The 22,069-nt window shown below is 43.7% G+C and carries 20 protein-coding genes; 11 read left to right on the top strand and 9 right to left on the bottom strand.

Features of this window, described 5'->3' with window-relative positions:
• Positions 1-44: 44 nt before the first annotated feature.
• Entirely contained in the window at positions 45-1,232 is a 1,188-nt protein-coding gene (locus tag CLV31_RS01340; protein WP_111391070.1) for a PQQ-dependent sugar dehydrogenase, read from the top strand.
• A gap of 193 nt (positions 1,233-1,425) precedes the next feature.
• Here the strand turns inward: CLV31_RS01340 and CLV31_RS01335 are convergent, their stop codons facing one another.
• The 6 genes from CLV31_RS01335 to CLV31_RS01310 all read right to left on the bottom strand — a co-directional run bounded on the left by CLV31_RS01335 (position 1,426) and on the right by CLV31_RS01310 (position 6,734).
• Positions 1,426-1,812 carry a helix-turn-helix domain-containing protein gene (locus tag CLV31_RS01335; RefSeq protein WP_111391069.1) on the bottom strand — a complete coding sequence of 129 codons (387 nt, stop codon included), beginning with the start codon at positions 1,810-1,812 and terminating at the stop codon, positions 1,426-1,428.
• Between the two features lie 6 nt (positions 1,813-1,818).
• A complete protein-coding gene (locus CLV31_RS01330) occupies positions 1,819-2,124 on the bottom strand; it encodes a type II toxin-antitoxin system HigB family toxin (protein WP_111391068.1) in 306 nt (101 codons plus the stop codon).
• Between the two features lie 109 nt (positions 2,125-2,233).
• Positions 2,234-3,553 carry an ABC1 kinase family protein gene (locus CLV31_RS01325; protein ID WP_111391067.1) on the bottom strand — a complete coding sequence of 440 codons (1,320 nt, stop codon included), beginning with the start codon at positions 3,551-3,553 and terminating at the stop codon, positions 2,234-2,236.
• 3 nt (positions 3,554-3,556) lie between these two features.
• Positions 3,557-4,222: a TetR/AcrR family transcriptional regulator gene (locus tag CLV31_RS01320; RefSeq protein WP_111391066.1), complete on the bottom strand. Its 666-nt coding sequence runs from the start codon at positions 4,220-4,222 to the stop codon at positions 3,557-3,559.
• Between the two features lie 110 nt (positions 4,223-4,332).
• Positions 4,333-4,875 carry an ATP-dependent protease subunit HslV gene (gene hslV / locus CLV31_RS01315; RefSeq protein ID WP_111391065.1) on the bottom strand — a complete coding sequence of 181 codons (543 nt, stop codon included), beginning with the start codon at positions 4,873-4,875 and terminating at the stop codon, positions 4,333-4,335.
• 203 nt (positions 4,876-5,078) lie between these two features.
• Positions 5,079-6,734 carry a pyruvate dehydrogenase complex dihydrolipoamide acetyltransferase gene (locus tag CLV31_RS01310; RefSeq protein WP_111391064.1) on the bottom strand — a complete coding sequence of 552 codons (1,656 nt, stop codon included), beginning with the start codon at positions 6,732-6,734 and terminating at the stop codon, positions 5,079-5,081.
• A gap of 110 nt (positions 6,735-6,844) precedes the next feature.
• Between CLV31_RS01310 and CLV31_RS01305 the strand changes: the two genes are divergently transcribed.
• The 6 genes from CLV31_RS01305 (at position 6,845) to CLV31_RS01280 (ending at position 12,105) form a co-directional block, all read left to right on the top strand.
• Complete coding sequence (locus tag CLV31_RS01305; RefSeq protein ID WP_111391063.1) at positions 6,845-7,804, top strand: YheT family hydrolase; 960 nt, start codon at positions 6,845-6,847, stop codon at positions 7,802-7,804.
• 30 nt (positions 7,805-7,834) lie between these two features.
• Positions 7,835-8,533 carry an SOS response-associated peptidase gene (locus tag CLV31_RS01300; protein ID WP_111391062.1) on the top strand — a complete coding sequence of 233 codons (699 nt, stop codon included), beginning with the start codon at positions 7,835-7,837 and terminating at the stop codon, positions 8,531-8,533.
• Between the two features lie 118 nt (positions 8,534-8,651).
• On the top strand, positions 8,652-9,650 hold the full coding sequence (locus CLV31_RS01295) for a 3-oxoacyl-ACP synthase III family protein (protein ID WP_111391061.1): 999 nt from the start codon (positions 8,652-8,654) through the stop codon (positions 9,648-9,650).
• Between the two features lies 1 nt (position 9,651).
• Complete coding sequence (locus tag CLV31_RS01290) at positions 9,652-10,212, top strand: hypothetical protein (RefSeq protein WP_111391060.1); 561 nt, start codon at positions 9,652-9,654, stop codon at positions 10,210-10,212.
• Between the two features lie 114 nt (positions 10,213-10,326).
• Positions 10,327-11,898: a toxin-antitoxin system YwqK family antitoxin gene (locus CLV31_RS01285; RefSeq protein WP_111391059.1), complete on the top strand. Its 1,572-nt coding sequence runs from the start codon at positions 10,327-10,329 to the stop codon at positions 11,896-11,898.
• Between the two features lie 45 nt (positions 11,899-11,943).
• Entirely contained in the window at positions 11,944-12,105 is a 162-nt protein-coding gene (locus CLV31_RS01280) for a Lacal_2735 family protein (RefSeq protein ID WP_111391058.1), read from the top strand.
• A 296-nt stretch (positions 12,106-12,401) separates the two neighbouring features.
• On the opposite strand, the gene CLV31_RS01275 is transcribed toward CLV31_RS01280, so the two are convergent.
• A complete protein-coding gene (locus CLV31_RS01275) occupies positions 12,402-12,923 on the bottom strand; it encodes a cupin domain-containing protein (protein WP_111391057.1) in 522 nt (173 codons plus the stop codon).
• A gap of 202 nt (positions 12,924-13,125) precedes the next feature.
• On the opposite strand from CLV31_RS01275, the gene CLV31_RS01270 reads away from it, so the two are divergent.
• The 4 genes from CLV31_RS01270 to CLV31_RS01255 are packed head-to-tail and all read left to right on the top strand — an operon-like array spanning position 13,126 to position 20,400.
• Positions 13,126-14,373, top strand: a complete 1,248-nt coding sequence (locus tag CLV31_RS01270; RefSeq protein WP_111391056.1) for an ROK family transcriptional regulator — start codon at positions 13,126-13,128, stop codon at positions 14,371-14,373.
• 18 nt (positions 14,374-14,391) lie between these two features.
• Positions 14,392-17,661 (top strand): VCBS repeat-containing protein, encoded by a 3,270-nt coding sequence (locus CLV31_RS01265; protein ID WP_111391055.1) that lies wholly within the window; start codon positions 14,392-14,394, stop codon positions 17,659-17,661.
• A complete protein-coding gene (locus tag CLV31_RS01260) occupies positions 17,658-18,986 on the top strand; it encodes a vanadium-dependent haloperoxidase (protein WP_111391054.1) in 1,329 nt (442 codons plus the stop codon). The genes CLV31_RS01265 and CLV31_RS01260 overlap by 4 nt, the downstream gene beginning before the upstream one ends.
• 4 nt (positions 18,987-18,990) lie before the next feature.
• Positions 18,991-20,400, top strand: coding sequence for a sulfatase family protein (locus CLV31_RS01255; protein ID WP_111391053.1), 1,410 nt, complete (start codon positions 18,991-18,993; stop codon positions 20,398-20,400).
• An 8-nt stretch (positions 20,401-20,408) separates the two neighbouring features.
• Here CLV31_RS01255 and CLV31_RS01250 read toward each other — a convergent pair whose 3' ends face one another.
• Both CLV31_RS01250 and CLV31_RS01245 read right to left on the bottom strand, forming a co-directional pair.
• Entirely contained in the window at positions 20,409-20,774 is a 366-nt protein-coding gene (locus CLV31_RS01250) for a DUF2116 family Zn-ribbon domain-containing protein (RefSeq protein WP_111391052.1), read from the bottom strand.
• 78 nt (positions 20,775-20,852) lie between these two features.
• Positions 20,853-21,998 (bottom strand): hypothetical protein, encoded by a 1,146-nt coding sequence (locus CLV31_RS01245; protein ID WP_146250845.1) that lies wholly within the window; start codon positions 21,996-21,998, stop codon positions 20,853-20,855.
• Positions 21,999-22,069 lie beyond the last annotated feature (71 nt).

The following is a 22,069-nucleotide window of genomic DNA, read 5'->3' as shown; positions in this document are numbered from 1 at the left end:
CAATCTCTGAAGTATTAGCTTATTTTTACAAAAAACCCAAACCCATGAATTACCTCAAACCTCTTGCTTTCTCCCTTGCACTGGGATTTCTCTCTTTAAATGCCAGCTGCCAGGGAAAGCTCTCACCCGTGTCAACTTCCAACGGGAATAACAAAAAGGACATCCGAAGTGCCAAAGCCGATGTCAAACTCAATCAGATCAAACTTCCTGCAGGCTTCAAAATCGATGTTTGGGCGGCAGATGTACCCAATGCCCGCTCGATGGCCATCTCGGACAATGGGATTGTCTTTGTCGGCAACCGGCAGGAGAAAAATGTCTATGCCCTAGTCGATGAAAATGCCGATGGAAAAGCGGATTATAAGTTCATTTTGGCTGAAGGACTTCGAATGCCCAATGGTGTGGCTTACAAAAATGGAGATCTCTATGTGGCCGAAGTCAACCGAATCCTTCGGTTCAAAGACATCAAAAACAACCTGACTGCTCCGAAATTTGAGGTCGTTTACGATGGCTACCCGACTGACGGGCATCACGGCTGGAAATTCATCGCCTTTGGGCCTGATGGAATGCTTTATGTGCCTGTAGGTGCCCCTTGCAATATCTGCGAAAAGGAAAATCCGATTTACGCGAGCATCACCCGATTGGATGTAAGCAAGCCCGGATCAAAACCCGAAGTATATGCAAGTGGTGTAAGAAATACAGTTGGGTTTGCGTGGCATCCGCAAAGCAAAGAGCTGTGGTTTACAGACAATGGTCGCGACATGATGGGTGATGATGTGCCTGACTGCGAACTCAATCGAGCTACTGCCAAAGGCCAACACTTCGGCTATCCGTACTGGCATGCCGGTACGGTAAAAGATCCGGAATTTGGCAGCAAAGGAAAAGAGGCTTCTGCTTATGTGGCTCCTGCGGCAAAAATGGGAGCCCACACCGCCCCGCTTGGCATGCGCTTTTACCAAGGCGGAATGTTCCCAACAACCTTTAAAAACAACGCAATCATCGCCAAACACGGCAGTTGGAACCGCAGCAAAAAGTCGGGCTATGAAGTCGTTTTGGCAAAAATCGATGCCAGTGGAAAAGTGACCGGACAGGAAGTATTTGCCTCAGGCTGGCTCAACCCGGCTACTCAAGATGTTTGGGGCCGACCTGTGGACGTTCAGGAATTGCCTGACGGCAGCTTGCTGATCTCCGACGATATGGCTAACTGCATCTATCGGGTGACCTATTCCAAATAAACTAAAGGGGCCTAACGGCCTCTTTTTTTTTTAACCTTTAAGAAATTGATAAAATTAAGAGGAGGGAAATCTTGAATTTTAAGTTAATCTAATTTTCTCCCTTTGAGAAAAGAAATTCTTAATTTTCTTCACTTGCTTAATGGTTAAAATCTACTTGGGGCAACGGTGGCAATCCATTTTAAAAACCCATCTTTCACTTAATGAGGAGCTGAACTGGAATTCCAAACTGCCGATTCAAATTTTTAATCTGTTTCAGGCTTAAAGGCCGCTTTTTGTTCATGATTTCAGACACTCTACTGGATGGACCTAAGGCCGGAATTAAGTCTTTTTGCTGAAGACCATTTTCTTCAAGAAAATATTTCAACCAATCTATGGGATCTGACTTATCAAAGTCCAGTTTAAATCCTTTTTCCTCCTCATATTTTTCAACCAAAACTGACATGACCTCAAGATAATTTTCCTCTTCAGTTCCTGGCTGAACTGGTCCCTCATCAATCAAACTCTTGAGGTATTCTAATGCTTGATAATATTCAGCATCGTTTTCCAGAATTTTCAATTTTGGTTTATCTAAAGTTTCCATGTCTATTCAAATGTTAATTGCGTCGATTTTGTCATATTCTGCATGAGTACCTATCCAAATAGTAAACACCACATCCTGTTTGCCAGGTTTTGCTATATGAATACCAGTAATCAGCCTATAATTATTTCCTCCAATGTTGAATACAACTCGATTCTTTGGAAGTATATCAGCCGATCTAAAAATCCCCTTCAATTGATTAAGATTTTCCAACTTTAAAATCTTTATCGTCTCTACCCACTTTTCAAGGGAAGCCCTAGAATCCGGATGTTTTTTAATAAAATCAACGAGGACTTTTTCGGATATGATTCTCACTAAAGAAAGTTACACTTTTTGGAAACAAATATCAATTTTCTTTAACCAACTGACTAAACCAAAAAAAATCCCCGATAAAATCGAGGACTTTCCTTATTCTCTAAACTGATCATTTCAACCAATCGGGCTTGGTCGTATCCACTTCAGCCTGAAGCTGATTGAGCAGATTATAGAGCCCAAAGTAGGTTCTATTGATATACAAGCCATGTCTTGAACCGCGTGCCTGTCGGGATTTTTTAAACATCTTATCGTTGGAGATTCGGTCACCCAACAAGAAAATCTGCTCAAAATAACTGTCATCCGCAAAGTCGAACCGATCTACATGGAAAGGCTTGCCCAACAGGGAGATCATTTCCTTGAATACTCCTTTGAAGTAAGTTTTCTCCTCTTCGGTATCTTTATCCGAAATGAAGTCCAAAGAATAGAACACCTGATTGAGTTCCTCTTCTTTCATCACTAGCTCCTTTTTGATCAGGGCAAAGTAACCTTGATAAAAGTCCTCAGGAATGACCTTCACACATCCAAAGTCAATGATTCCCAACGTGCCATCCGGCTCGATAATGAAATTCCCCGGATGCGGATCAGCATGAACCTGCTTCAGGTTATGCACTTGGTGATGGTAAAAATCCCAAAGTGCCTGACCTACCTGATTTTTAATGGTTTGATTGGGATTGGTTTCCATCCACTCTTTGATGTGCTTACCGGAAATCCAGTCCATCGTGATGATTCGTTCTGAGCTCCACACGTCGTAATACTTTGGAAATCGAAGATTTGGAATATGTGAACAGGCTTCAGAAATCTCCCGAGACCGTTCCACTTCCAAATGATAATCCGTCTCCTCGACGAGCCTCTCCTCCACTTCTTCCATGTAGTGATCAAGTTCCTTTTCATTCATATTCAGAAGTCTGAGCGCAAAAGGACGAACCAATTTGAGGTCTGAGCTTACCGAATCAGCCACACCGGGGTATTGGATTTTCACCGCGAGGGTTTGGCCGTTTTTGGTTGCTTGGTGCACCTGACCGATCGAAGCCGCATTGACTGCGGATCGGGTAAAGGTGTCAAAAAGCTGCTCGGGAGTCTTGCTGAAATACTTTTGAAAAGTCTTCACTACGAGCGGATAGGACAAGGGCGGAGCAGAATACTGCGCCATCGTAAACTTATCCTGATAAGCTCTTGGAAGCAGATTTTTATCCATGGACATCATTTGAGCCACTTTCAAGGCAGAACCTTTGAGTTCACTCAAAGAATTGTAGATATCCGAAGCGTTGTTTTGGTGCAGTTCCTCCTTGTCCAAAGAAGGATTGACAATCTTTTTTGCGTAATGCTTGACGTAGTTCCCTCCTACTTTTGCTCCAGTGGAAATGAATTTGGCAGCCCGCTGCACTTTGGAAACCGGGATGGCTTCCTGTTCTTTTACTTTGCCAGACATGGATTATTTGTTTTGGTAGAGGAACTTGGCGAAATCCAAGAAGGTATCCAATGCGCTTTTTCCCATCAGGTCAAAAGCCAAATTGACGGATTTTTCGATGGCAGCATCTGTCTTTTCAAATCTTGGGCTACGATCATCAAGCCAGTATCTGAAAACAAATGCAACTTGAAGCCAAAGGGCTTCATCGTATTTTTCGGTGATAAAAGGTCTTGTTGCAATTTCCTGCGTCTCTTTTCCTTCCAAAATGATCTCACCGGCAAAGTCTTTAAACTTCTCCTTGAATTCTTTGGTGTCTGCAGGAAGAGTCTTGAACGACTGGGTTTTATCGGAATACAAACTCAGGAGGTAAGATCGGTTTTTCTTCAATTCCTCAATCCAGGTAAAAAGGAAGCTGAGAAACTTCTCCCGAGCACTGTATTCTTTGAATACTTCCTGAGATTCAATTGCCTCAAGGGTAGTATCATAAATGGATACCCAAATGGCCGATTTGATCGCTTCAAAAGAGGTGAAGTAAGTATAAAACTCCTCCTCTTTCATTTTCAACTCTTTGGCAAACTTGAATACAGAGGACGGCTGAGCGCCATGTTCCAAAACATGGTTGGCAAACCCTTCCAAAATCAGCTTGCGGTAATCTTTTTTGCTTGTCTTTTTGACAGTAGGTGTTTCCATTGGAATCTGATAAATCACCTAAATAACACCCAATCACAGGTTCAGGTTTTGCTAAAAGCAAAAAAAGCCGGAATTCTTTTCCGGCTTTGATTAGGATTTTGATTATCAGCTTAAGCTTTTACTTTTTCGATCACCAGATTATGATTGGTGTAGATGCAGACATCGGCAGCGATGTGGAGGCTTTCACGCACCATTTCTTCAGCAGTCAGATTAGGCGCAAACTTCTTCATCGCTCTGGCAGCAGACTGAGCAAACATGCTTCCAGAACCTATGGTAGCGATCTCCATATCCGGTTCGATCACATCTCCGGTACCGGAAATAATCAGGATATCATCCTTGTCCGCCACGATCATCATCGCTTCCAAACGGCTCAGCATGCGGTCCATTCGCCATTCTTTGGCCAATTCGACCGCTGCCCGCTTCATGTTATTTCCGAAGGAATTGAGTTTTTCTTCAAACTTTTCCAGCAGGGTAAATGCATCCGCTGTAGACCCTGCAAATCCGGTTACAATCTTTCCACCTTGCAAAACACGTATTTTTTTGACGGTACTTTTGGCGACTGTATTTCCCAAAGTCGCCTGCCCATCTGCTCCGATGACTACTTCTCCATTGTGCCGGATTGCGACGACGGTAGTTGATTTGATTTTTTCCATTTTTGGATAGCTATTAGTTTTTTGTTCAAAAAGTTCCTGGTTCAGAGTTCAAGGTTAAACCAAAACAACCTGGAACTTCGAACTCCGAACATTTTTTGATTTTTAAATTTGAACTGCTCTGTTGAAAAAGTACACAAGAACCATACAAAAGCAAAAAGTCCTGTCCCGAAGCTATCGGGACAGGACTTTTTGACAGGTATTTTTTAGATCAGAATTCTAACCGGATCTTCCAGCAAGCCTTTCAGCGTCTGAAGGAAGGCCGAACCCACTGCTCCATCCACTACTCTGTGGTCACAGCTGAGGGTAACTTTCATGATATTTCCGATTCTCATCTGACCGTCTTTTACGATCACCGTTTCTTTAATGCCACCTACGGCCAAGATACAGGCATCCGGCGGATTGATGATAGCGGTAAACTCTTCAATGCCAAACATGCCCAAGTTGGAAATGGTAAAGGTATTTCCTTCCCAATCTTTAGGTTGAAGTTCTTTGTTTTTCGCTTTTCCTCCTAGAGTCTTTGCCTGATTGGAAATCTGAGAAAGAGACAAGCTATCTGCAAATCGGATCACAGGTACCAGCAATCCTTCCTCTACAGCCACAGCCATTCCGATGTGGATGTGGTCATTGTAACGGATTTTGTCACCCAACCAGCTGGAATTTACTTTTGGATGCTGTCGCAAAGCAGCCGCAGCGGCTTTGATCACCATATCGTTGAATGAAATTTTCACAGGAGAAAACTCATTCATGCTCTTTCTTGCTTCGATGGCCTTGTCCATGTTGATTTCCATGGTCAGATAGAAGTGAGGAGCAGAGTACTTACTTTCTGCCAATCGCTTCGCAATGGTTTTTCTCATTTGAGATACCTTTTCCTCTCGGAAGCTTTCCTGACCGATCATCGGTGCAGGGGCAGCGGCAGAACTAACCGGCGCTGCAGCAGCCATAGGGGATACGGCAGGAACAAATGTTTCTACATCTTTCTTAACAATCCTTCCACCCTCTCCTGAGCCTGGAACTTGTCGGATATCCAATCCTTTTTCAGCAGCAATTTTCTTTGCGAGAGGGGAAGCTTTCACTCGTTCTCCAGAAGTGGCTGGAACAGCCGTAGTGGCTGGAGCAGCGGTCTGAGGGGCTGGAGCAGCAGGTGCTTCGGTCTTCTCAGCAGCCGGAGGGGTTGTTGGAGTCTCGGCAGGAGCGGAAGACTTACTCCCACTTTGATGTGCTTTAAGCAGGGTCTCATAATCTGCCCCCTTCTCTCCAATCACAGCAATCACACCGTCAACAGCTACACTGTTTCCAGCCTCGACACCAATATAGAGCAGAACGCCGTCTTCGTAAGATTCCAATTCCATGGTAGCCTTGTCGGTTTCCACTTCGGCGATGATTTCTCCAGATTTGACCGTATCCCCAACTTTTTTCAACCAAGCAGCGATCGTACCCTCCTGCATGGTATCACTCATTTTGGGCATAGTGATCAATGTCGCGTTGATATTGGAAGTGTCAATCTTTTCTGCAACCACCTCCTTGGGTTTGGTAGGCTCCTCTGACTTAGGTGCAGCAGGCTCTTCTTGTTTTTTGGCTGGTGCTTCAGCAGAACCGTTTAACAAATGTTGAAACTCTTCTCCCTTCTCACCGATTATGGCGATGATACCATTGACAGGTACCGAATCTTTCTCTTTCACTCCAATATATAATAGGACACCCTCTTCATAGGATTCGAGCTCCATGGTTGCTTTGTCGGTTTCGACCTCAGCAAGGATATCTCCAGGCTTGACCGTGTCACCTACTTTTTTCAACCATGACGCGATCACACCTTCTTCCATGGTGTCACTCATTTTTGGCATTCTAATAATTTCGGCCATAGGTATTTTAGAGCTTGTTCGTTTTTAAAGTGTCCAAAAATAGTTTTTAAAAACGCTTTATTCAAATTTATATCTTGTATTTTCCATGCTGTTTTCGGCCATTTCATCTCATGCCACTCCTCTCTCAAAGCTCTTATCAAAGGCCTAAATGGCTCTTTAACGGGCACTTAGAAACGATTTATCCGGCACTTTTTAGACAGGTTTACGTGCCGATTCCTACTCGAGAACGGGTCGAAACAACTGATGAAGATTTCTTGGATATCGATTGGTATCGGTCAGGAAGCTCCCGTTTGGTGATCATAAGTCATGGATTAGAGGGCAATAGCAGCCGACCTTATATCTTGGGAATGGTCAAAGAATTTTTGAAATACGGCTTTGATGTATTGGCTTGGAATTACAGAGGGTGTGGTGAAGAGCTGAACCGGAAACCGATTTTTTATCATAGCGGGGCCACCTATGACCTGGATCAGGTAGTTAAGCATGCTGCACCTGCCTATGAAGAGATTTTTTTGGTGGGTTTCAGCCTAGGCGGCAATTTGACTTTGAAATACTTGGGAGAAATCAAAAATACCCTTCCCAAAATCAAAAAGGCAGTGGCCATTTCAGTCCCTTTGGATCTGGGCAAATCCTGTGAGAAAATTTCTTCAGGACAAAACCTGATCTATTCCAAACGGTTTCTTCAGACACTTGTCAAAAAGGTGGAAAGAAAAGCAGATTTATTTCCCGATGAATTTTCTTTGGAAAAGCTTAAAAAAGTAAAGACTCTTCGGGATTTCGATGATGTTTTTACCGGCCCCTTGCATGGGTTTTCCGATGCAGAAGAATATTATCAGGTCAACTCTTCTCTGCAATTTTTGGATAAGATAGAAGTACCCTCCTTCATTCTAAATGCCCAAAATGACCCCTTTCTCAGTGAAACTTGCTTTCCGGAAAAACTTGCCCAAAAACTGGATCTCGTCCATTTTGAATTCCCCAAGCACGGCGGACATGTAGGATTTACCTCTCCTTCAAAAGAAAAAAGCTATTACTCTGAAGCTCGGGCAGTTGAATTTATAACCCATGATCTCTAACTTCCGCCCAAATCCTTTATCCCTCCTATCATGTGTGGAAGATATTCTCTGAGCAAAAGTAAAATTGAACTCGAAGAAAGATATCAGGCAGAAATGCTGGCTGACTTCAAACCTCGATACAATATTGCACCTACTCAACTCGTGCCGGTGATTACCTCAGAAAGTCCCAAAGGATTTTCATTTTTCTATTGGGGCATTACCCCAGATTTTGGACAAAATAAACCTGTTTCCCAAAAGCTGATCAATGCCAAAGCGGAAACCATTCATGAGAAAATATCCTTTAAAAGTTCATTTCAGAAAAGACGCTGTCTCATTCCGGCTGATGGTTTTTTTGAATGGAAAAAACTGGGAAAAAAAACAAAAATCCCCTACCGTTTTACCCTTAGAAACGAGGAGACTTTTTCATTTGCAGGTATTTGGGAAGAATACGAAACTGTTTCAGGAGAATCTCAACACACCTTTTTGATCTTAACCACCAAACCCAACGAACTGGTCGAAGAAGTGCATGACCGCATGCCGGTAATTTTATCAAGAGAGCAAGAGAAAAAGTGGTTGGACAGCTACACTTCAGAGACGGAATTACAATCCATGCTCCAACCGTTTCCTGTCGAATTGATGGTCAGCTACACCGTTTCACCCTTAGTCAATTCCGTTCAAAATGACAGTCCCGGAATCTTGAGAAGGACTTCACCGATGGACCAATTCGGAAATTATACCCTTTTTGGTTGATTGAGAATTGCAGAAATTAAGTATAAACCCAAGAAGCAAATCACCCTTTTTGTAGGTATGGCCCCTAGTACCGATATTGGTGGGCCAATTTGATTTTATTCAATAAACCCAAATTAAGATGTTCAAATCTCGAATTCTCGGAGCAGGGCATTATGTGCCTGAGCGAATTGTGACCAATGAGGAGCTTTCTCAAATGATGGACACAAATAATGAATGGATAGTGGAGCGAACCGGAATTCAGGAAAGGAGGTGGTATACTCCCGGTGTGGACACCGTCACGAACATGTCCGCCAAAGCAAGCCGTATGGCGATGGAACGGGCCAAAATTTCTCCAGAAGAGATCGATTTCATTGTCTTCGCCACGATTACCTCAGATTACTTCTTGCCTGGTGCAGGAGTCTTGCTCCAACGGGAACTCGGGTTGACTTCTATTGGTGCCTTGGATATCCGCAATGCCTGTTCAGGCTTTATTTATGCCCTGTCGGTAGCCGATCAGTTTATCAAAACCGGGATGTATAAAAAAATCCTCGTCGTAGGAGCCGAAATCCAATCTTCAGCCTTAGACAAAAGTGATGAAGGAAGATCAAGCGCTGTCATTTTTGCCGATGGGGCTGGTGCAGTCATCTTGGGCCAGTCTCACTCAGACCAACATGGAATCATGAGCACCCATTTACATGCCGATGGGTCACACGCTGAAGAATTATATTGTATTGCCCCCAGCTCCAGCGGAAAGGTGAGAATTTCTCAAGAAATGATCGATCGGGGTGATTTTTTCCTGAAAATGAATGGAAATGCGGTATTCAAACACGCCGTGGTGAGATTTATGGAAGTCATCAAAGAGGCATTGGATCACAATGGAGTCACCAAAGAAGAAATCGATTTGTTGGTTCCTCATCAGGCCAATTTAAGAATCAGCCAATACATCCAGCAAAAACTCCAACTGCCCGATGAAAAAGTATTTAACAACATCATGTACCTAGGCAATACCACTGCTGGAACCATTCCGATTGCTCTGTCCCAAGCTTGGGAACAAGGGCGACTCAAGGAAGGAGATTTGGTGTGTTTGGCTGCTTTCGGTTCGGGCTTTGCTTGGGCCTCGGCATTGCTTCGTTGGTAAAATGTCTGATTCAAGCACCCAACTTGACCTCAAACTTTGGCTTGATCTTTCGCTGATTGACCGTCAAAACCAGCTAAAACGCCAATTCATTGAGGTTTTTGAAGAGGTAGGCAATTCGATTTCGGACCTGGAACTGAAAAATTTTTTCCCTGAATCCAAGGGAAAAAAAATTTCAAAAGGTAATGACCTCTTGGGTTCACCTTACTTTGTTCTGGATTTGGTGAGGAACTTTAATCCAGAAACCGGAATGAACATCCGATTATTAAATTGGTTCGGATATGGCATCTATATGACGATATTTCTGGGTAACTCAATTCCTACATTCAATAATGACCTATTGCAACTCGGCTATGAATTAGGATTGACCCAAAAACCTTGGGATTACCCGGAAATGATTTTGGAGAAAAAAACGACCACGAGTCCTCAGGAAATCGAAAATAGAAACGGGCTTTTTCAGACTTGGATTAAAAAACTTCCCAGCCCCCCTTATAAAGAGCAGTTGGAATCTGAACTTATCTCTGAAATTAAGAAAATCCTTTTGCTACGTTCTAAGATAGAATAGACGATTTCGATTAAATTTAAACAGGAACTAGATTTCATACGTAGTAAAAGCGAAATCCATTCTCTTGTACGTATATATTAGTCTTACTTAGTCGATCCCCGAAACAATCACTCTATGAAATATTGGCTGCTCGCAGTATTTTCTCTCCTACACTTTTCGCTTTTAGCTCAGGAAACTAAGCTGACCGTTCAGTACTCACCCGACTCCACCATCATGGCAACCGGAGTGGTCGATAATAATTACAGAACCGGCCTTTGGAAGTTTTACAACCCTAAGACGAATGCATTACTCATGGAAGGGACCTTCAAAATGAGTCAAAAAGATGGGACTTGGACCCTCTATCATTCGAACGGTAAGCGTAAAGAGGTGGCAGATTTCAGGAATGGAAAATTGTCAGGACCTGCAAAATACTATGATGAAGACGGTGCCTTGAAGCGGGAAATGATTTTTCAGGACAGTGTTTTGGTAGGTAAATACATTGAATACAATGGAAAAACCGGAAGCCCTTCTTATGTAGATCCAAAAGCTATCATTGTGGAAGGTCAATATGAAAATGGCCTCAAAACCGGCCAGTGGGTGACTTTTTATGATTTTGGCGCCATTGCCGTACGCGAATTTTTTGTCAATGGATTGCGTGAAGGCCCCTATATCGAATACGATCCTGAAGGAAATGTCATCACTGAAGCCATGGCTACCAAAGGCCAATTTGAGGGATCTTTCAAAAGATTCTCCATGCCCAATGTGATTATGGAATCTGGAACCTACAGAAACGGAAAAAAGGTAGGCGAGTGGAAACGCTATTTCCCAGGCACCAAAATTTTGGAAGCCGAAGAGCAATTTGATGAATTTGGAAACCGAACTGGAGAGTGGAAATATTATTACCAAACCGGTAGAATAGCCCGGATTGAAAAATATGAAAATGACATCGCGGTAGGCATGTGGGAAGAATATTTTCCAAATAAGGCAATTTCAAAACGAAAACAGTACGAGTTGGGGGTACCTGTGGGAGAATACATTGAGTATCACAGTTCCGGTGAATTATCTGTAAAGGGACAATATGAAGGAGGCGCAAAGAGTGGCATTTGGAGAAGCTTTTACCCTGATGGGCAGCTTTATTCGGTCGGAGAATACCGGAATGACCTCAAAACAGGACTTTGGAAATACTTTAACAAAATCGGAATTCTGATTGCTGAAGGTGAATACCTCCTAGGAATGGAAAATGGTCAATGGTTTTATTATTATGACGCAGGCCAGTTGAAGTCAGTGGGTTCTTATAATCTTGGATTCGAAAATGGGATTTGGGGTCTGTTTTACGACAATAAGCAACTGACTCAAGAAGAGTTTTGGGACAATGGTAGATTGATGAATGTCGGCGAATACGCTTCCTATGACGGTAAAAAAACCATGGATAAAGGAACCCTGAAAAATGGGGACGGAACCCGAATCACCTACTATGTCAATGGGCAAAAAGAATCTGAGGGAAATTATAAATCAGGAAAAGCGGAAGGACTTTGGATTTACTACCATGAAAATGGCAGAAAAGCCTCCGAGGGAGCCATGAAGGAAGGAAAAAAGCAAGGACCTTGGCGGTTTTACAATTCTGCTGGAAGATTGGAGGATCTGGTAAACTTCAAGGACGATGAGGTGGTGGAAGTGCAACAACGAACCAGTCCATTTTTGCCCTGAACAAAGAAATCCTGACAGAGTTATCCTTAAAAAACAGGAAAACATATGTTTGGATTATTCAAAAAGAAAACTGAAAAAGAAAAGCTTCAGGAAACCTACGCCAAAATGCTGGCAGACGCCCACAAGCTTTCCCATTCTAATAGAACTGCCGCGGACAAACTCATGGCTGAGGCAGAAGAAATAGCAAAAAAAATAGAAAAGCTCTAAACAATCAAAAATGCATTTTGCATTTAACCCCAAACATTTCACATGTAATTATTTGGATTTTAACTGTTTATAGTTATATTCAATTCCATTTTCAACTAGTCCGCAGAGTTTTTTAATCTTTAACTAGTTTATTTTAAGGGTGATTGAGCTACGGACAAAAAAAATAAACTTTTTAGAGCCTGGCGTGATGAACCAGGCTTTTTTTTTAGATCCCATGATTTATTCCATGTACTCCACCAATCCATCTGATGGAAGGACAAACCTGGACTACCGATTATCAAAGATTGAGAGAAGGCTTAGGTTCTTGAATAATCATCCTGAAGCCTGACAATGTCGGATTCATCGGAGGGATACGCTGAGTCGGTGTGCATCCAAATCTCTGCTACAACTCCCCAAGAATCTGTACCGATGAGCCGATGTCGCTCCCCCTGTCTAAGGGAAACCACCTTTCCCTGTTCCATTTCAACTACGGGACCCTCCTGGTCATTTTCACTTCTGGAAATAGAACTCTTTCCCGCCAATAGATTCCACAACTCAGCCCGGCGATGATGGTATTGCCAAGAAAGCCTAGCTTCAGGCGCCACTACCAAAAATTTTGGACTTAGTTTTTGGACAAATTGCTCTTCGGACAAGGTTATTTCAGGAAAAAACTTTCGTTGAAATTCCCGAATTTGACTCTCATCGATGACAAAAAAACCTCCCCAGGGTCGCTCAAAATCCTGAGCAGCTATCCGAAAGCCTTCCGCTTGGAGATACTTTCCAACCTCTTCAAAAACGTTTGCCTTACTACGAGTCGAATCAACAGATAAAACAGCCATACAAATAATTTAGGCGACAAACTTAATTCATTTATGCCAAGGACAAAAGCTTCGTGTTTTATTAAATCTTTTGAAAAAAATCTCTGGAAAAGAAAAATTAATCGACTTTCAATTCAAAAACCCAGGAACATTACTTGATTTTTTTCAAGAAGTATTTTTTGATATCTAAAATTTACCTTATTTCAGGTATTACTAAAAGCGCATGAACCTAATCAATCCCCAGGAAGTCATTTCCAAAATGGAGGGCGTAGTAGAGATAAAAAGCTACCTCAATAAAATCAAGATCATCAAAAACCTTTACCTCAAAGGAGCCAACACCGCGAGTGAAATCTGTACAGAAGTAGGGATATCACTTCCTACCGTAAACTCCCTATTGGGTGATCTGATGAGTTCGGGAGAAGTGATCAAGCAGGGAAGAGCAGAATCCCAGGGAGGCAGAAAACCTGACCTGTACCGGCTGGCTGCTGATGCCTTTTACGTCTTGTCAGTTGATCTCTCCAAGTATACCATGAGTCTGGCTTTATATAATTGCAACCATGAGCTGGCCCATGAAAAAGAGACACACAAGATCACATTAAACAACGAAAAAGAAACTTTTGACCAACTCTGCGATCAGATAGACCATTACCTACAGCAAACGGGAATTGCATCTGAAAAGGTCATCGCAATTGGATTTTCAATGCCTGGATTGGTCGATTCAGTCGGAGGAGTCAATTATACCTACCTGCGATTTGGCAAAAAGACCCTTCTCGAAAATCTGGAATCCAGATTTCAGAAAAAAATCTTTCTGGAAAATGACGCTCGTGCCATGACCTTGGCGGAATTCAAATTTGGTTCCGATCACTCGTATAAAAACGTCCTGGGCATATTTATCGGTTGGGGAATAGGCTTGGGAATTATTATTGACGGAAAGATCTACCAAGGTGCATCCGGATTTGCCGGAGAGTTCTCTCATTCCCCGATTTTTGAATCCAGAGATGTGACTTGTACCTGTGGAAAAAAAGGTTGTCTTGAAGCTGTAGCCTCAGGAACAGCAATCGTTAGAATGGCTGAGGAGGCTATCAAACTGGATAAAGACAGCATACTTGCCCGAATGGTCAGAGATCACCAGGGTGAACTGGAACCCGGATTGGTCGTGGAAGCGGCGCTGGCAGGAGATCAACGGGCTATTACCATCCTCTCTGAAGCAGGTTTGGACTTGGGCCGGGGTATCTCCATTCTGATTCAATTGCTCAATCCGGAACTGATTATCATTGGAGGTTCGGTAGCTGAGGCCAACCAATATCTGATCACGCCGATTCAGCAGGCCTTAAACATCTACAGCATGGCCAAATCAAGAGAAAAAACCCAGTTGGCACTGTACCAGTTGGGCCATGATGTAGGGCTGATGGGGGGAGTAGGCGTAGTCAACGAAAAGCTGTTTGAAGATGTAATCAACAGGCTGGGATAACCCAATTCATCTTTACCTATGTACTCTTTTCTTCGAAAATTTCTTATTGCCGCCTATTCCTTTTCATCGGTTGTTTTCGAAGGAACAGGACAGGAATACAAGTCAATTTTCGAAAGAGTACCTGCCAAAAAATCAGGAATAAACTTCAAAAATCAGCTCAAAGAAGATCAATTCAACAACATTCTCCGCTATGAATATTTCTACAATGGCGGAGGGGTCGCTGTTGGAGATCTGAATAATGACGGCTTGGATGATATTTTTTTCACCGGAAATATGACCGGGAATAAACTCTACAAAAATCTGGGGGGGCTCAAGTTTGAGGATATCACCAAATCATCGGGGATCGGAGGAAAAGATACCTGGACTACCGGAGTGAGTATGGCTGATGTGAATGGGGATGGATTGTTGGACATCTATGTATGTTACTCCGGAAAAAAATCTCCTGATTCCAGACGAAATGAGCTTTGGATCAATGAAGGGAACTTCAAGTTCAGTGAAAAGGCCAAAGCCTATGGGATCGATGATCCGTCCAATTCGACCCAAGGGCTGTTTTTTGATTTTGACAATGACGGGGATTTGGACCTGTATCTGCTCAACCACCACATAGAAGTCATCAATGAACTGGAATTTGACCGGGAACGAAATGCCCGCCATCCTTACGCTGGAGACAAGCTTTTTCGAAATGACGGGGGTCAATTCACTGACATCAGTGAGCAGGCCGGCATCAAAGGTTCGGCATTGGGGTTTGGACTGGCAGTCATAGCGTCAGATATCAATCAAGACGGTTGGATGGATTTGCTGGTCACCAATGACTACATCGAGCCGGATTACCTCTACATCAATCAGGGAAACGGAACTTTTAAAGATCAATTGCCACAAAATCTCCAGCACCTCTCCCACTTCTCCATGGGAGCAGATATTGCTGACGTGAATAATGACGGTCTTCCGGATATTTTCACCTTGGATATGCTACCGGAAGACAATGAGCGACAAAAACTTCTTTATGGTCCCGAAAACTACGAGCAATACAACCTGATGATTCGCAGGGGATTTCAGCATCAGCTCATGCGAAACATGCTTCATCTCAATCGGGGAAATGAAAGTTTCTCTGAAATAGGTCAGGCAGCTGGCATTTCCAATACCGATTGGAGTTGGTCCGCTCTATTTTTTGATGCCAATAATGACGGAAACAAAGACCTATTTGTCACCAATGGCTACTACCGAGATTATACCAACCGGGACTTTTTGAAATACAAGGGAGATTATTACTTCAAGCAGGCAGTTGCCAAAGAAAAAGCCGACACGCTTCACTTGGTCACGTCGATGACTTCCACCCCAATTCACAATTATTTCTTTGAAAATCAAGGAAATACACGCTTCAAAAACATATCCTTTACCAGCGGATTTTCTTCCAAGAATTTTTCCAGCGGAGCGGCCTTTGCCGATTTGGACAATGATGGAGATCTGGATTTGATTATTAACCATCTCAATGAAGTATCTGAGATTTTTGAAAACAAAAGCGAAAAAGGCCCATGGCTACAGATCGATCTAAACTACTCGGAAGGTAATCGCTTTGGTATTGGCACTAAGGTGGAAGTGTACAGCAAGGATCAAATACAGTATCAAGAGATGCAACCCGTCAGAGGGTTCCAGTCTTCCAGCACCTTTCGTCTACATTTTGGTTTGGGTAATCAGACTCAAATCGACAGCATCCGGATCATTTGGCCCAATCAGGAAATCTACTCACTACAAAACCTTACTGTCAATCAGCGATTAAGTGCGGATTACAAACCCAAGGGTTCAAAAGAACTTTCAGCAAGCGCCTCAAGTCCCCTTTTCGAAAAACTTCCTGCCCTATTGGAATTCAATCCCAGCCTATCCGCTATCAACGACTTCAAGCGTCAACCCCTTCTCCTGACTATGCCCAGCCATATAGGGCCGGTGATGGCTGCCGCTGATTTGAATTCTGACGGCTCGCCCGAGGTATTTTTGGGTGGCTCCAAAGGGACACCTGCAAGAATCTACACGTGGAAAGAAGGGGCATGGGAAATATACAGGGGTTTTAGGTCTTCGGGAGATTTCACCGATGCCGTGGTTCTGATGGAGGATTTTAATCAGGATGGGGCAATCGACCTTTTCGTGGGAAGTGGTGGCTATCATGATTATTTGGCCTATGACGAAGGACTTCGGGATCGCCTTTACCTCAATGATGGCACCGGTGTTTTGGTACCGCAGGCTAGTTTCCCCAAGTATTTGATCAGCACAGGTACTGCGACTGTATTGGATGTCAATCAGGATGGAGCACCGGATTTATTTGTAGGAGGAAAAATCACCCCCGGGCGCTATCCGGAAATTCCCGAATCCAAGATCCTGATCAATGATGGAAAGGGAAACTTCTCAGATCAAACCTCAACCTATCTAAAAGATGCAAAAATAGGTATGCTGACCGCTTCGGTAAGTCAGGATCTTAATGGAGACGGCAAAGACGATCTGATTTTGGTTGGGGAGTTCATGAATCCCCTGGCTTTGATCCAAACTGAGGATGGATTTAAGATTCAGCCGGAATATTTCGAGCCGAATCTATCTGGCTGGTGGAACACCCTAAAACAAGTGGATCTGGATGGGGATGGAGACCTGGACCTTATCGCCGGAAACTTCGGACTCAATTCCCAGCTGAAAGCTTCCGAAACCTTTCCGCTGAGGCTATATGCAGCAGACTTTGACCAAAATGGAAGTATTGACCCCATTTTCGAATGCCAGGTTGGGGACGGCTATTTTCCGTTTGCCAGCCGGGATGAACTCTTGGACCAAATGGTCAGTATGCGAAGCAAATTCACCGACTATGCCAGCTATTCGAAAGCCAAAGTTTCGGATATGTTTTCGATCGAGGAACTTCAAAAGGCCCAAATCTTGGAAATCACGACACTGGAATCCATGTACTTTGAAAATGTGAACGGAAAATTCCAAGCAAAACCGCTTCCATTCGAGGCACAATATTTCCCCGTTTATGCCATCCACGTGAGTGATGTCAATGGAGATGGAATACCGGATGTGATACTGGGAGGCAATCAAAGCCAAACCCGGATCCGAATTGGAAAAATTGATGCTGGTTTCGGTTTGGTGATGATCGGACTGGGCGATGGTACGTTTAGACCCCTTACCCCTTCAGAGTCGGGTTTGGTCATCAAGGGAGATATCAAGTCAATTTTGGAAATCAATGAGGAGAAAAACAAATCCTTCATTTTTGCTATCAATCAGCAACCCTTCCAAATCTTTGGTCTAAAATGAAAAAGAGACTCTTCTATAGCTGGTGCCTTTTACTTCTGCTTCAAAGCTTTTCGGTCAAGGCACAAAAATCTCCTCCGAACTGGGCAAGAATTTATGCTGAGGAACTTTTTCACATCACTGAAGTGATGGTCACCGATGTAGCTAGTCCCCCTGTAGCCGCCAGAATCTACGCCTACACTACCCTTGGTGCTTACCTTACCATTCTGGATGGAAATCCCAAGCTGAGGTTCCCGGAATTTTTAGAAACGACCCAGATACCCAAGCCTACTTACCCTTTACTTAATACGGAAATCCAGTCACATGAATTTGCCGCGGTGTATGCCATGTTTCTGGTGGGCGAAATAGTGATGCCTTCAGGATACCTGCTCGGCAAAGCAAAGGAAAAATGGATTCAGAGAGGTTTGAAGGAAAAGATGGTCTCAACTAAAAATCTGAACACACACCTTCAGCTGGCCCAAAAAACGGCAGATTTTGTATTGGATTTGGCTAGAAAAGACGGGTATGTCCAACTCACCGCCATGACCCGGTACACACCCAAGGAAGGAGACGGAAACTGGTATCCTACCCCGCCTGCTTACATGGCTGCCGTAGAGCCCGAATGGAGAACCATGAAGACTTTTTTTCTGGAAAACCTAAATGCCTTTCAGCCTGCACCTATGGCACCCTTCGACCTGACTTCTGGGAGTTCATTCCGAGCCCAACTGGAAGAAGTCTACAAAATCGGTCAAACCCTCACCGAAGAGCAGAAGCTTATTGCAAACTTTTGGGATTGCAATCCTTTCAAGGTGGAGTTTTCCGGCCACATGGCCATCGGTGTAAAGAAAATATCTCCGGGAGGACATTGGGTCGGAATCACAGGAATAGCGGCAGAAAAGGCCCGGCTTTCATTCGCAGAAACAGCCTATATCCATGCCTTATTGGCCATGACCCTGCATGATTCTTTTGTCTCTTGCTGGAAGGCCAAATACGATACCAACCGAATCCGTCCTGAGACTGTCATCAACCAAAAGCTGGATTCAGAATGGAAACCGCTCCTACAAACCCCGCCCTTCCCCGAATACTCTTCCGGGCATTCGGTCATCAGCAGTGCATCGGCAGAGGTCCTTACCGCCTATTTTGGTGATCATTTCGATTTTGTAGACACTTCGGAGGTTTATTTTGGTCTGCCTTCCCGCCCATTCAAATCCTTCTTCCAAGCAGCCGATGAGGCCTCCATTTCCAGACTTTATGGGGGGATTCATTTTCGGGATGCCATAGAAAATGGCATAGATCAAGGTAAAAGGATCGGAAAACACATTGCAAAAAAAGCACAATTAGCCCCATAACCCCATGAACATCAAATCCCTTTCCTGGATTGCCTGCTTCTATTTTTTGACGCTCAGTTTCACAACAGCGCAGGAAAGACCCAATATCATTCTGATTTTTGCAGACGATTTGGCTTACGGTGATTTAGGGGTGTATGGCGCTACCGGCTGGACCACTCCCCATTTGGATCAGCTGGCTGCGGATGGTGCCAAATTTGATCAATTCTACGTCCCCCATGCTGTTTGCAGTGCTTCCCGTGCTGCCTTGCTCACCGGGTCTTATGCCAACCGCATCGGAATTCACGGAGCTTTGGATCATACCGCTACGCATGGATTGAACCCGAAAGAGACAACTATTGCCGAAATGCTTCAAGGCAACGGCTATGCTACAGGAATGGTCGGAAAATGGCATCTTGGTCATTTGGAGGAGTTTTTACCTACCAAACAGGGCTTTGATCGGTTTTACGGACTCCCCTACTCCAATGACATGTGGCCCAATCACCCGGAAAGCAAAAATTACTACCCTCCACTTCCTTTGATCGAAGGAGAAAAAACATTGGCCTACCTTGAAGATCAATCTGAATTAACAACTTGGTATGCGCAAAAGTCCCTGGAATTTATCGAGCAGAATAAGGATAGGCCTTTTTTCCTGTATCTCGCTCATAGTATGCCTCATGTTCCGCTTTTCGTTTCGGATAAATTTCGCGGAAAGTCTGAGCAGGGGCTTTATGGTGATGTCATGATGGAAATCGACTGGTCTGTAGGCCAAATCCGAAAAAAACTGAACGATTTGGGATTGAGCGAAAATACACTGATTATTTTCACCTCGGATAATGGGCCCTGGCTATCTTACGGAGGTCATTCCGGTCTTCAAGGCGGTCTGAGAGAAGGTAAAGGCACATCTTGGGACGGCGGAATTCGAGTTCCTGCAATTTTTACCTGGCCCGGTAAAATTCCTTCCGGAGTTATCCCAAATCAGCCTGCCATGACCATTGATATCTTACCCACCTTGGCAGAGATCACTTCCTCCCCACTACCTGAATTACCGATAGACGGTCGAAGCATTTGGCCACTCATCCAAGGAAAGGCAATTCCTGAGTATCCATACTATGCTTACTACAATCAAAACGAACTGCAAGCGGTTATTTATGGAAAGTGGAAATTGGTCTTCCCGCATGTGTATCGCACCATTCCAGCGGGCTCAGAACTCCGGAATGACGGACTACCGGTGAAGTACAGCTATATCCGAATGGAGAAAGAAATGCTCTTCGACCTGTCTACAGATCCCGGAGAATCAAAAGATATTCTTTCGGAATTTCCTGATGTGGTGAACCAACTCAGGGAATTTGCCGAGCAGGCAAGGGAAGACATGGGGGATCATCTCACCCAGAGAATTGGTGCGGGCACGAGGGAACCGGGAAAAAGAAAGCCTTAAACCTGAATTCATTCTTTTCCCCGGACAATCAAAAACCAATCCCCTTCCAAGCCCAGATAGCCAAAATCATAACAATAATGATAGAGGTTGCCCTTCTGATTTTGGTAGACATGGGTAAAATACCGAAAGTTAAAGCCCTCTCTAATGAGTTTTTCCCTGGTAGTTTTAGCCAACTTTTCTCCTTCCGGGATTAATCCAGCAAGGATATGCCGGTTGCGCTTCAAAGCGTGATTGATATTGCGAATCAGGTTGGTCGTGATCGCATTCTGTTGATTATTGAACGTATTGCGACAGGCATCATCACAAAACTTCTTATCAGGACGCCCATGAATGGGTTTTCCGCAATGCTGACAAACTCTTTTTACAGTATCCATAGGCAAAAAAGTTTCTCTGAATTTAAGAAAGTTAGTTGAAAACCCACTTTTTTCCCACCCGTTGAACCTCAGATTTCCCTAATCAGTTTTCAGTTTCAATTTATAAAGGATAGTACCCGGATCTTCAGTTTCAGAAAGGTTGGGATTTTTGGATACAACTATATGCCCCTCCTTAGTCACCACAAAATCACCATTGGATGCTGGAGGAAGTCGAAGATCCTTTGCCAGAACTTTGAGGTTTTTATCCAAAACCGCGATGAGAGGTGGATTGATTTTGGCGACTTCTTCCGACTTCAGTCTTCCCTCCCCGTCCAATATCGTGGCAAACACCTCTTCCGGAATTCCTAATTGGTATTGAACCAAGAAATAGTCTCCGACCGATTGGATATTTCTCACCGTTCCCGGCATTTTTTTACGGTAAGTTTCATAAAAGTTCTGGGCATTGTTGAGGGGTGTTTCATCGTATGACACCCAATTTTCCAAACCAAGATTGACTGTCTCCACAGCAGTGATATCCCCAATTTCGGCCGAATACTTCAGTATCTCCGGTCTCACCCAATTGAGTAAATAAAGATTTGGGCCCTGAAGATGGTATACCAAAACCAAACTGCCATGAAAATTCCCGTTTCTCAAAGGCGAGGTCTCAGGTAAGAATCCCAAGTTTTTCACCTCCTGACCTTCTTTTTGAAACTCAAAAAGCGGATCAGTATAACCCCGGGCATAAAACTCCTCAGTGAATCCTGCAGCCATGAGCGAATCGGCCAACAACCTCGGATATAGAATCCCTCCATTCCATTCCGTCAATCCGATTTTAGGTAAAAAATTGAAAGAATTATACGCGTATGGGATCTTGATGGCTCCTACAGACACCCCCTGATCAAACAACTTAAACCCTTGATTGGCAGTGGCTACAGCAATATTCCCTCTAAAATAGCCCATTCCCAAAGCCATATCAATAGCATCTGGTCCATCTACAGGAAGCCTCCCTTCAAATACTTTTTCTCCCTCCTTATTCGCTTCGACATAGTTATAAAAAGACTCGTCGGATAATAGAAATTTATCATTCTTGGAATCATAATCAATCAGATAAAGGGAACCCAAATGATTAATCATAACCGAATCTTCGATCTCAAGTGAATAATTAACTGCGGTTTGGTCTATGGTTGGGCTGCAAGAAAAAATTCCTAATACAGCGCCCATAAAAATTAAAGGTGTGTTTTTCATCTGTTTATAATTTGATTGTCATTTGCCACATGGAATGCCCTGGATAATCATTTCCCTGTGTGAGAAGCCAT

This window comes from Algoriphagus aquaeductus, assembly GCF_003253485.1.
In the GTDB taxonomy this organism is placed as follows: domain Bacteria; phylum Bacteroidota; class Bacteroidia; order Cytophagales; family Cyclobacteriaceae; genus Algoriphagus; species Algoriphagus aquaeductus.
Note: the sequence above shows the minus strand (reverse complement) of the source record. Positions and strands in the feature narration are given on the sequence as shown.

Bases quoted from the DNA above. Each gene is read 5' to 3' on its own strand.
- CLV31_RS01340 (WP_111391070.1), top strand. From the start codon at position 45: ATGAATTACCTCAAACCTCTTGCTTTCTCCCTTGCACTGGGATTTCTC.
- CLV31_RS01335 (WP_111391069.1), bottom strand. From the start codon at position 1,812: ATGGAAACTTTAGATAAACCAAAATTGAAAATTCTGGAAAACGATGCT.
- CLV31_RS01325 (WP_111391067.1), bottom strand. From the start codon at position 3,553: ATGTCTGGCAAAGTAAAAGAACAGGAAGCCATCCCGGTTTCCAAAGTG.
- CLV31_RS01320 (WP_111391066.1), bottom strand. From the start codon at position 4,222: ATGGAAACACCTACTGTCAAAAAGACAAGCAAAAAAGATTACCGCAAG.
- hslV (WP_111391065.1), bottom strand. From the start codon at position 4,875: ATGGAAAAAATCAAATCAACTACCGTCGTCGCAATCCGGCACAATGGA.
- CLV31_RS01310 (WP_111391064.1), bottom strand. From the start codon at position 6,734: ATGGCCGAAATTATTAGAATGCCAAAAATGAGTGACACCATGGAAGAA.
- CLV31_RS01305 (WP_111391063.1), top strand. From the start codon at position 6,845: ATGCCACTCCTCTCTCAAAGCTCTTATCAAAGGCCTAAATGGCTCTTT.
- CLV31_RS01300 (WP_111391062.1), top strand. From the start codon at position 7,835: ATGTGTGGAAGATATTCTCTGAGCAAAAGTAAAATTGAACTCGAAGAA.
- CLV31_RS01295 (WP_111391061.1), top strand. From the start codon at position 8,652: ATGTTCAAATCTCGAATTCTCGGAGCAGGGCATTATGTGCCTGAGCGA.
- CLV31_RS01290 (WP_111391060.1), top strand. From the start codon at position 9,652: ATGTCTGATTCAAGCACCCAACTTGACCTCAAACTTTGGCTTGATCTT.
- CLV31_RS01285 (WP_111391059.1), top strand. From the start codon at position 10,327: ATGAAATATTGGCTGCTCGCAGTATTTTCTCTCCTACACTTTTCGCTT.
- CLV31_RS01280 (WP_111391058.1), top strand. From the start codon at position 11,944: ATGTTTGGATTATTCAAAAAGAAAACTGAAAAAGAAAAGCTTCAGGAA.
- CLV31_RS01275 (WP_111391057.1), bottom strand. From the start codon at position 12,923: ATGGCTGTTTTATCTGTTGATTCGACTCGTAGTAAGGCAAACGTTTTT.
- CLV31_RS01270 (WP_111391056.1), top strand. From the start codon at position 13,126: ATGAACCTAATCAATCCCCAGGAAGTCATTTCCAAAATGGAGGGCGTA.
- CLV31_RS01265 (WP_111391055.1), top strand. From the start codon at position 14,392: ATGTACTCTTTTCTTCGAAAATTTCTTATTGCCGCCTATTCCTTTTCA.
- CLV31_RS01260 (WP_111391054.1), top strand. From the start codon at position 17,658: ATGAAAAAGAGACTCTTCTATAGCTGGTGCCTTTTACTTCTGCTTCAA.
- CLV31_RS01255 (WP_111391053.1), top strand. From the start codon at position 18,991: ATGAACATCAAATCCCTTTCCTGGATTGCCTGCTTCTATTTTTTGACG.
- CLV31_RS01250 (WP_111391052.1), bottom strand. From the start codon at position 20,774: ATGGATACTGTAAAAAGAGTTTGTCAGCATTGCGGAAAACCCATTCAT.
- CLV31_RS01245 (WP_146250845.1), bottom strand. From the start codon at position 21,998: ATGAAAAACACACCTTTAATTTTTATGGGCGCTGTATTAGGAATTTTT.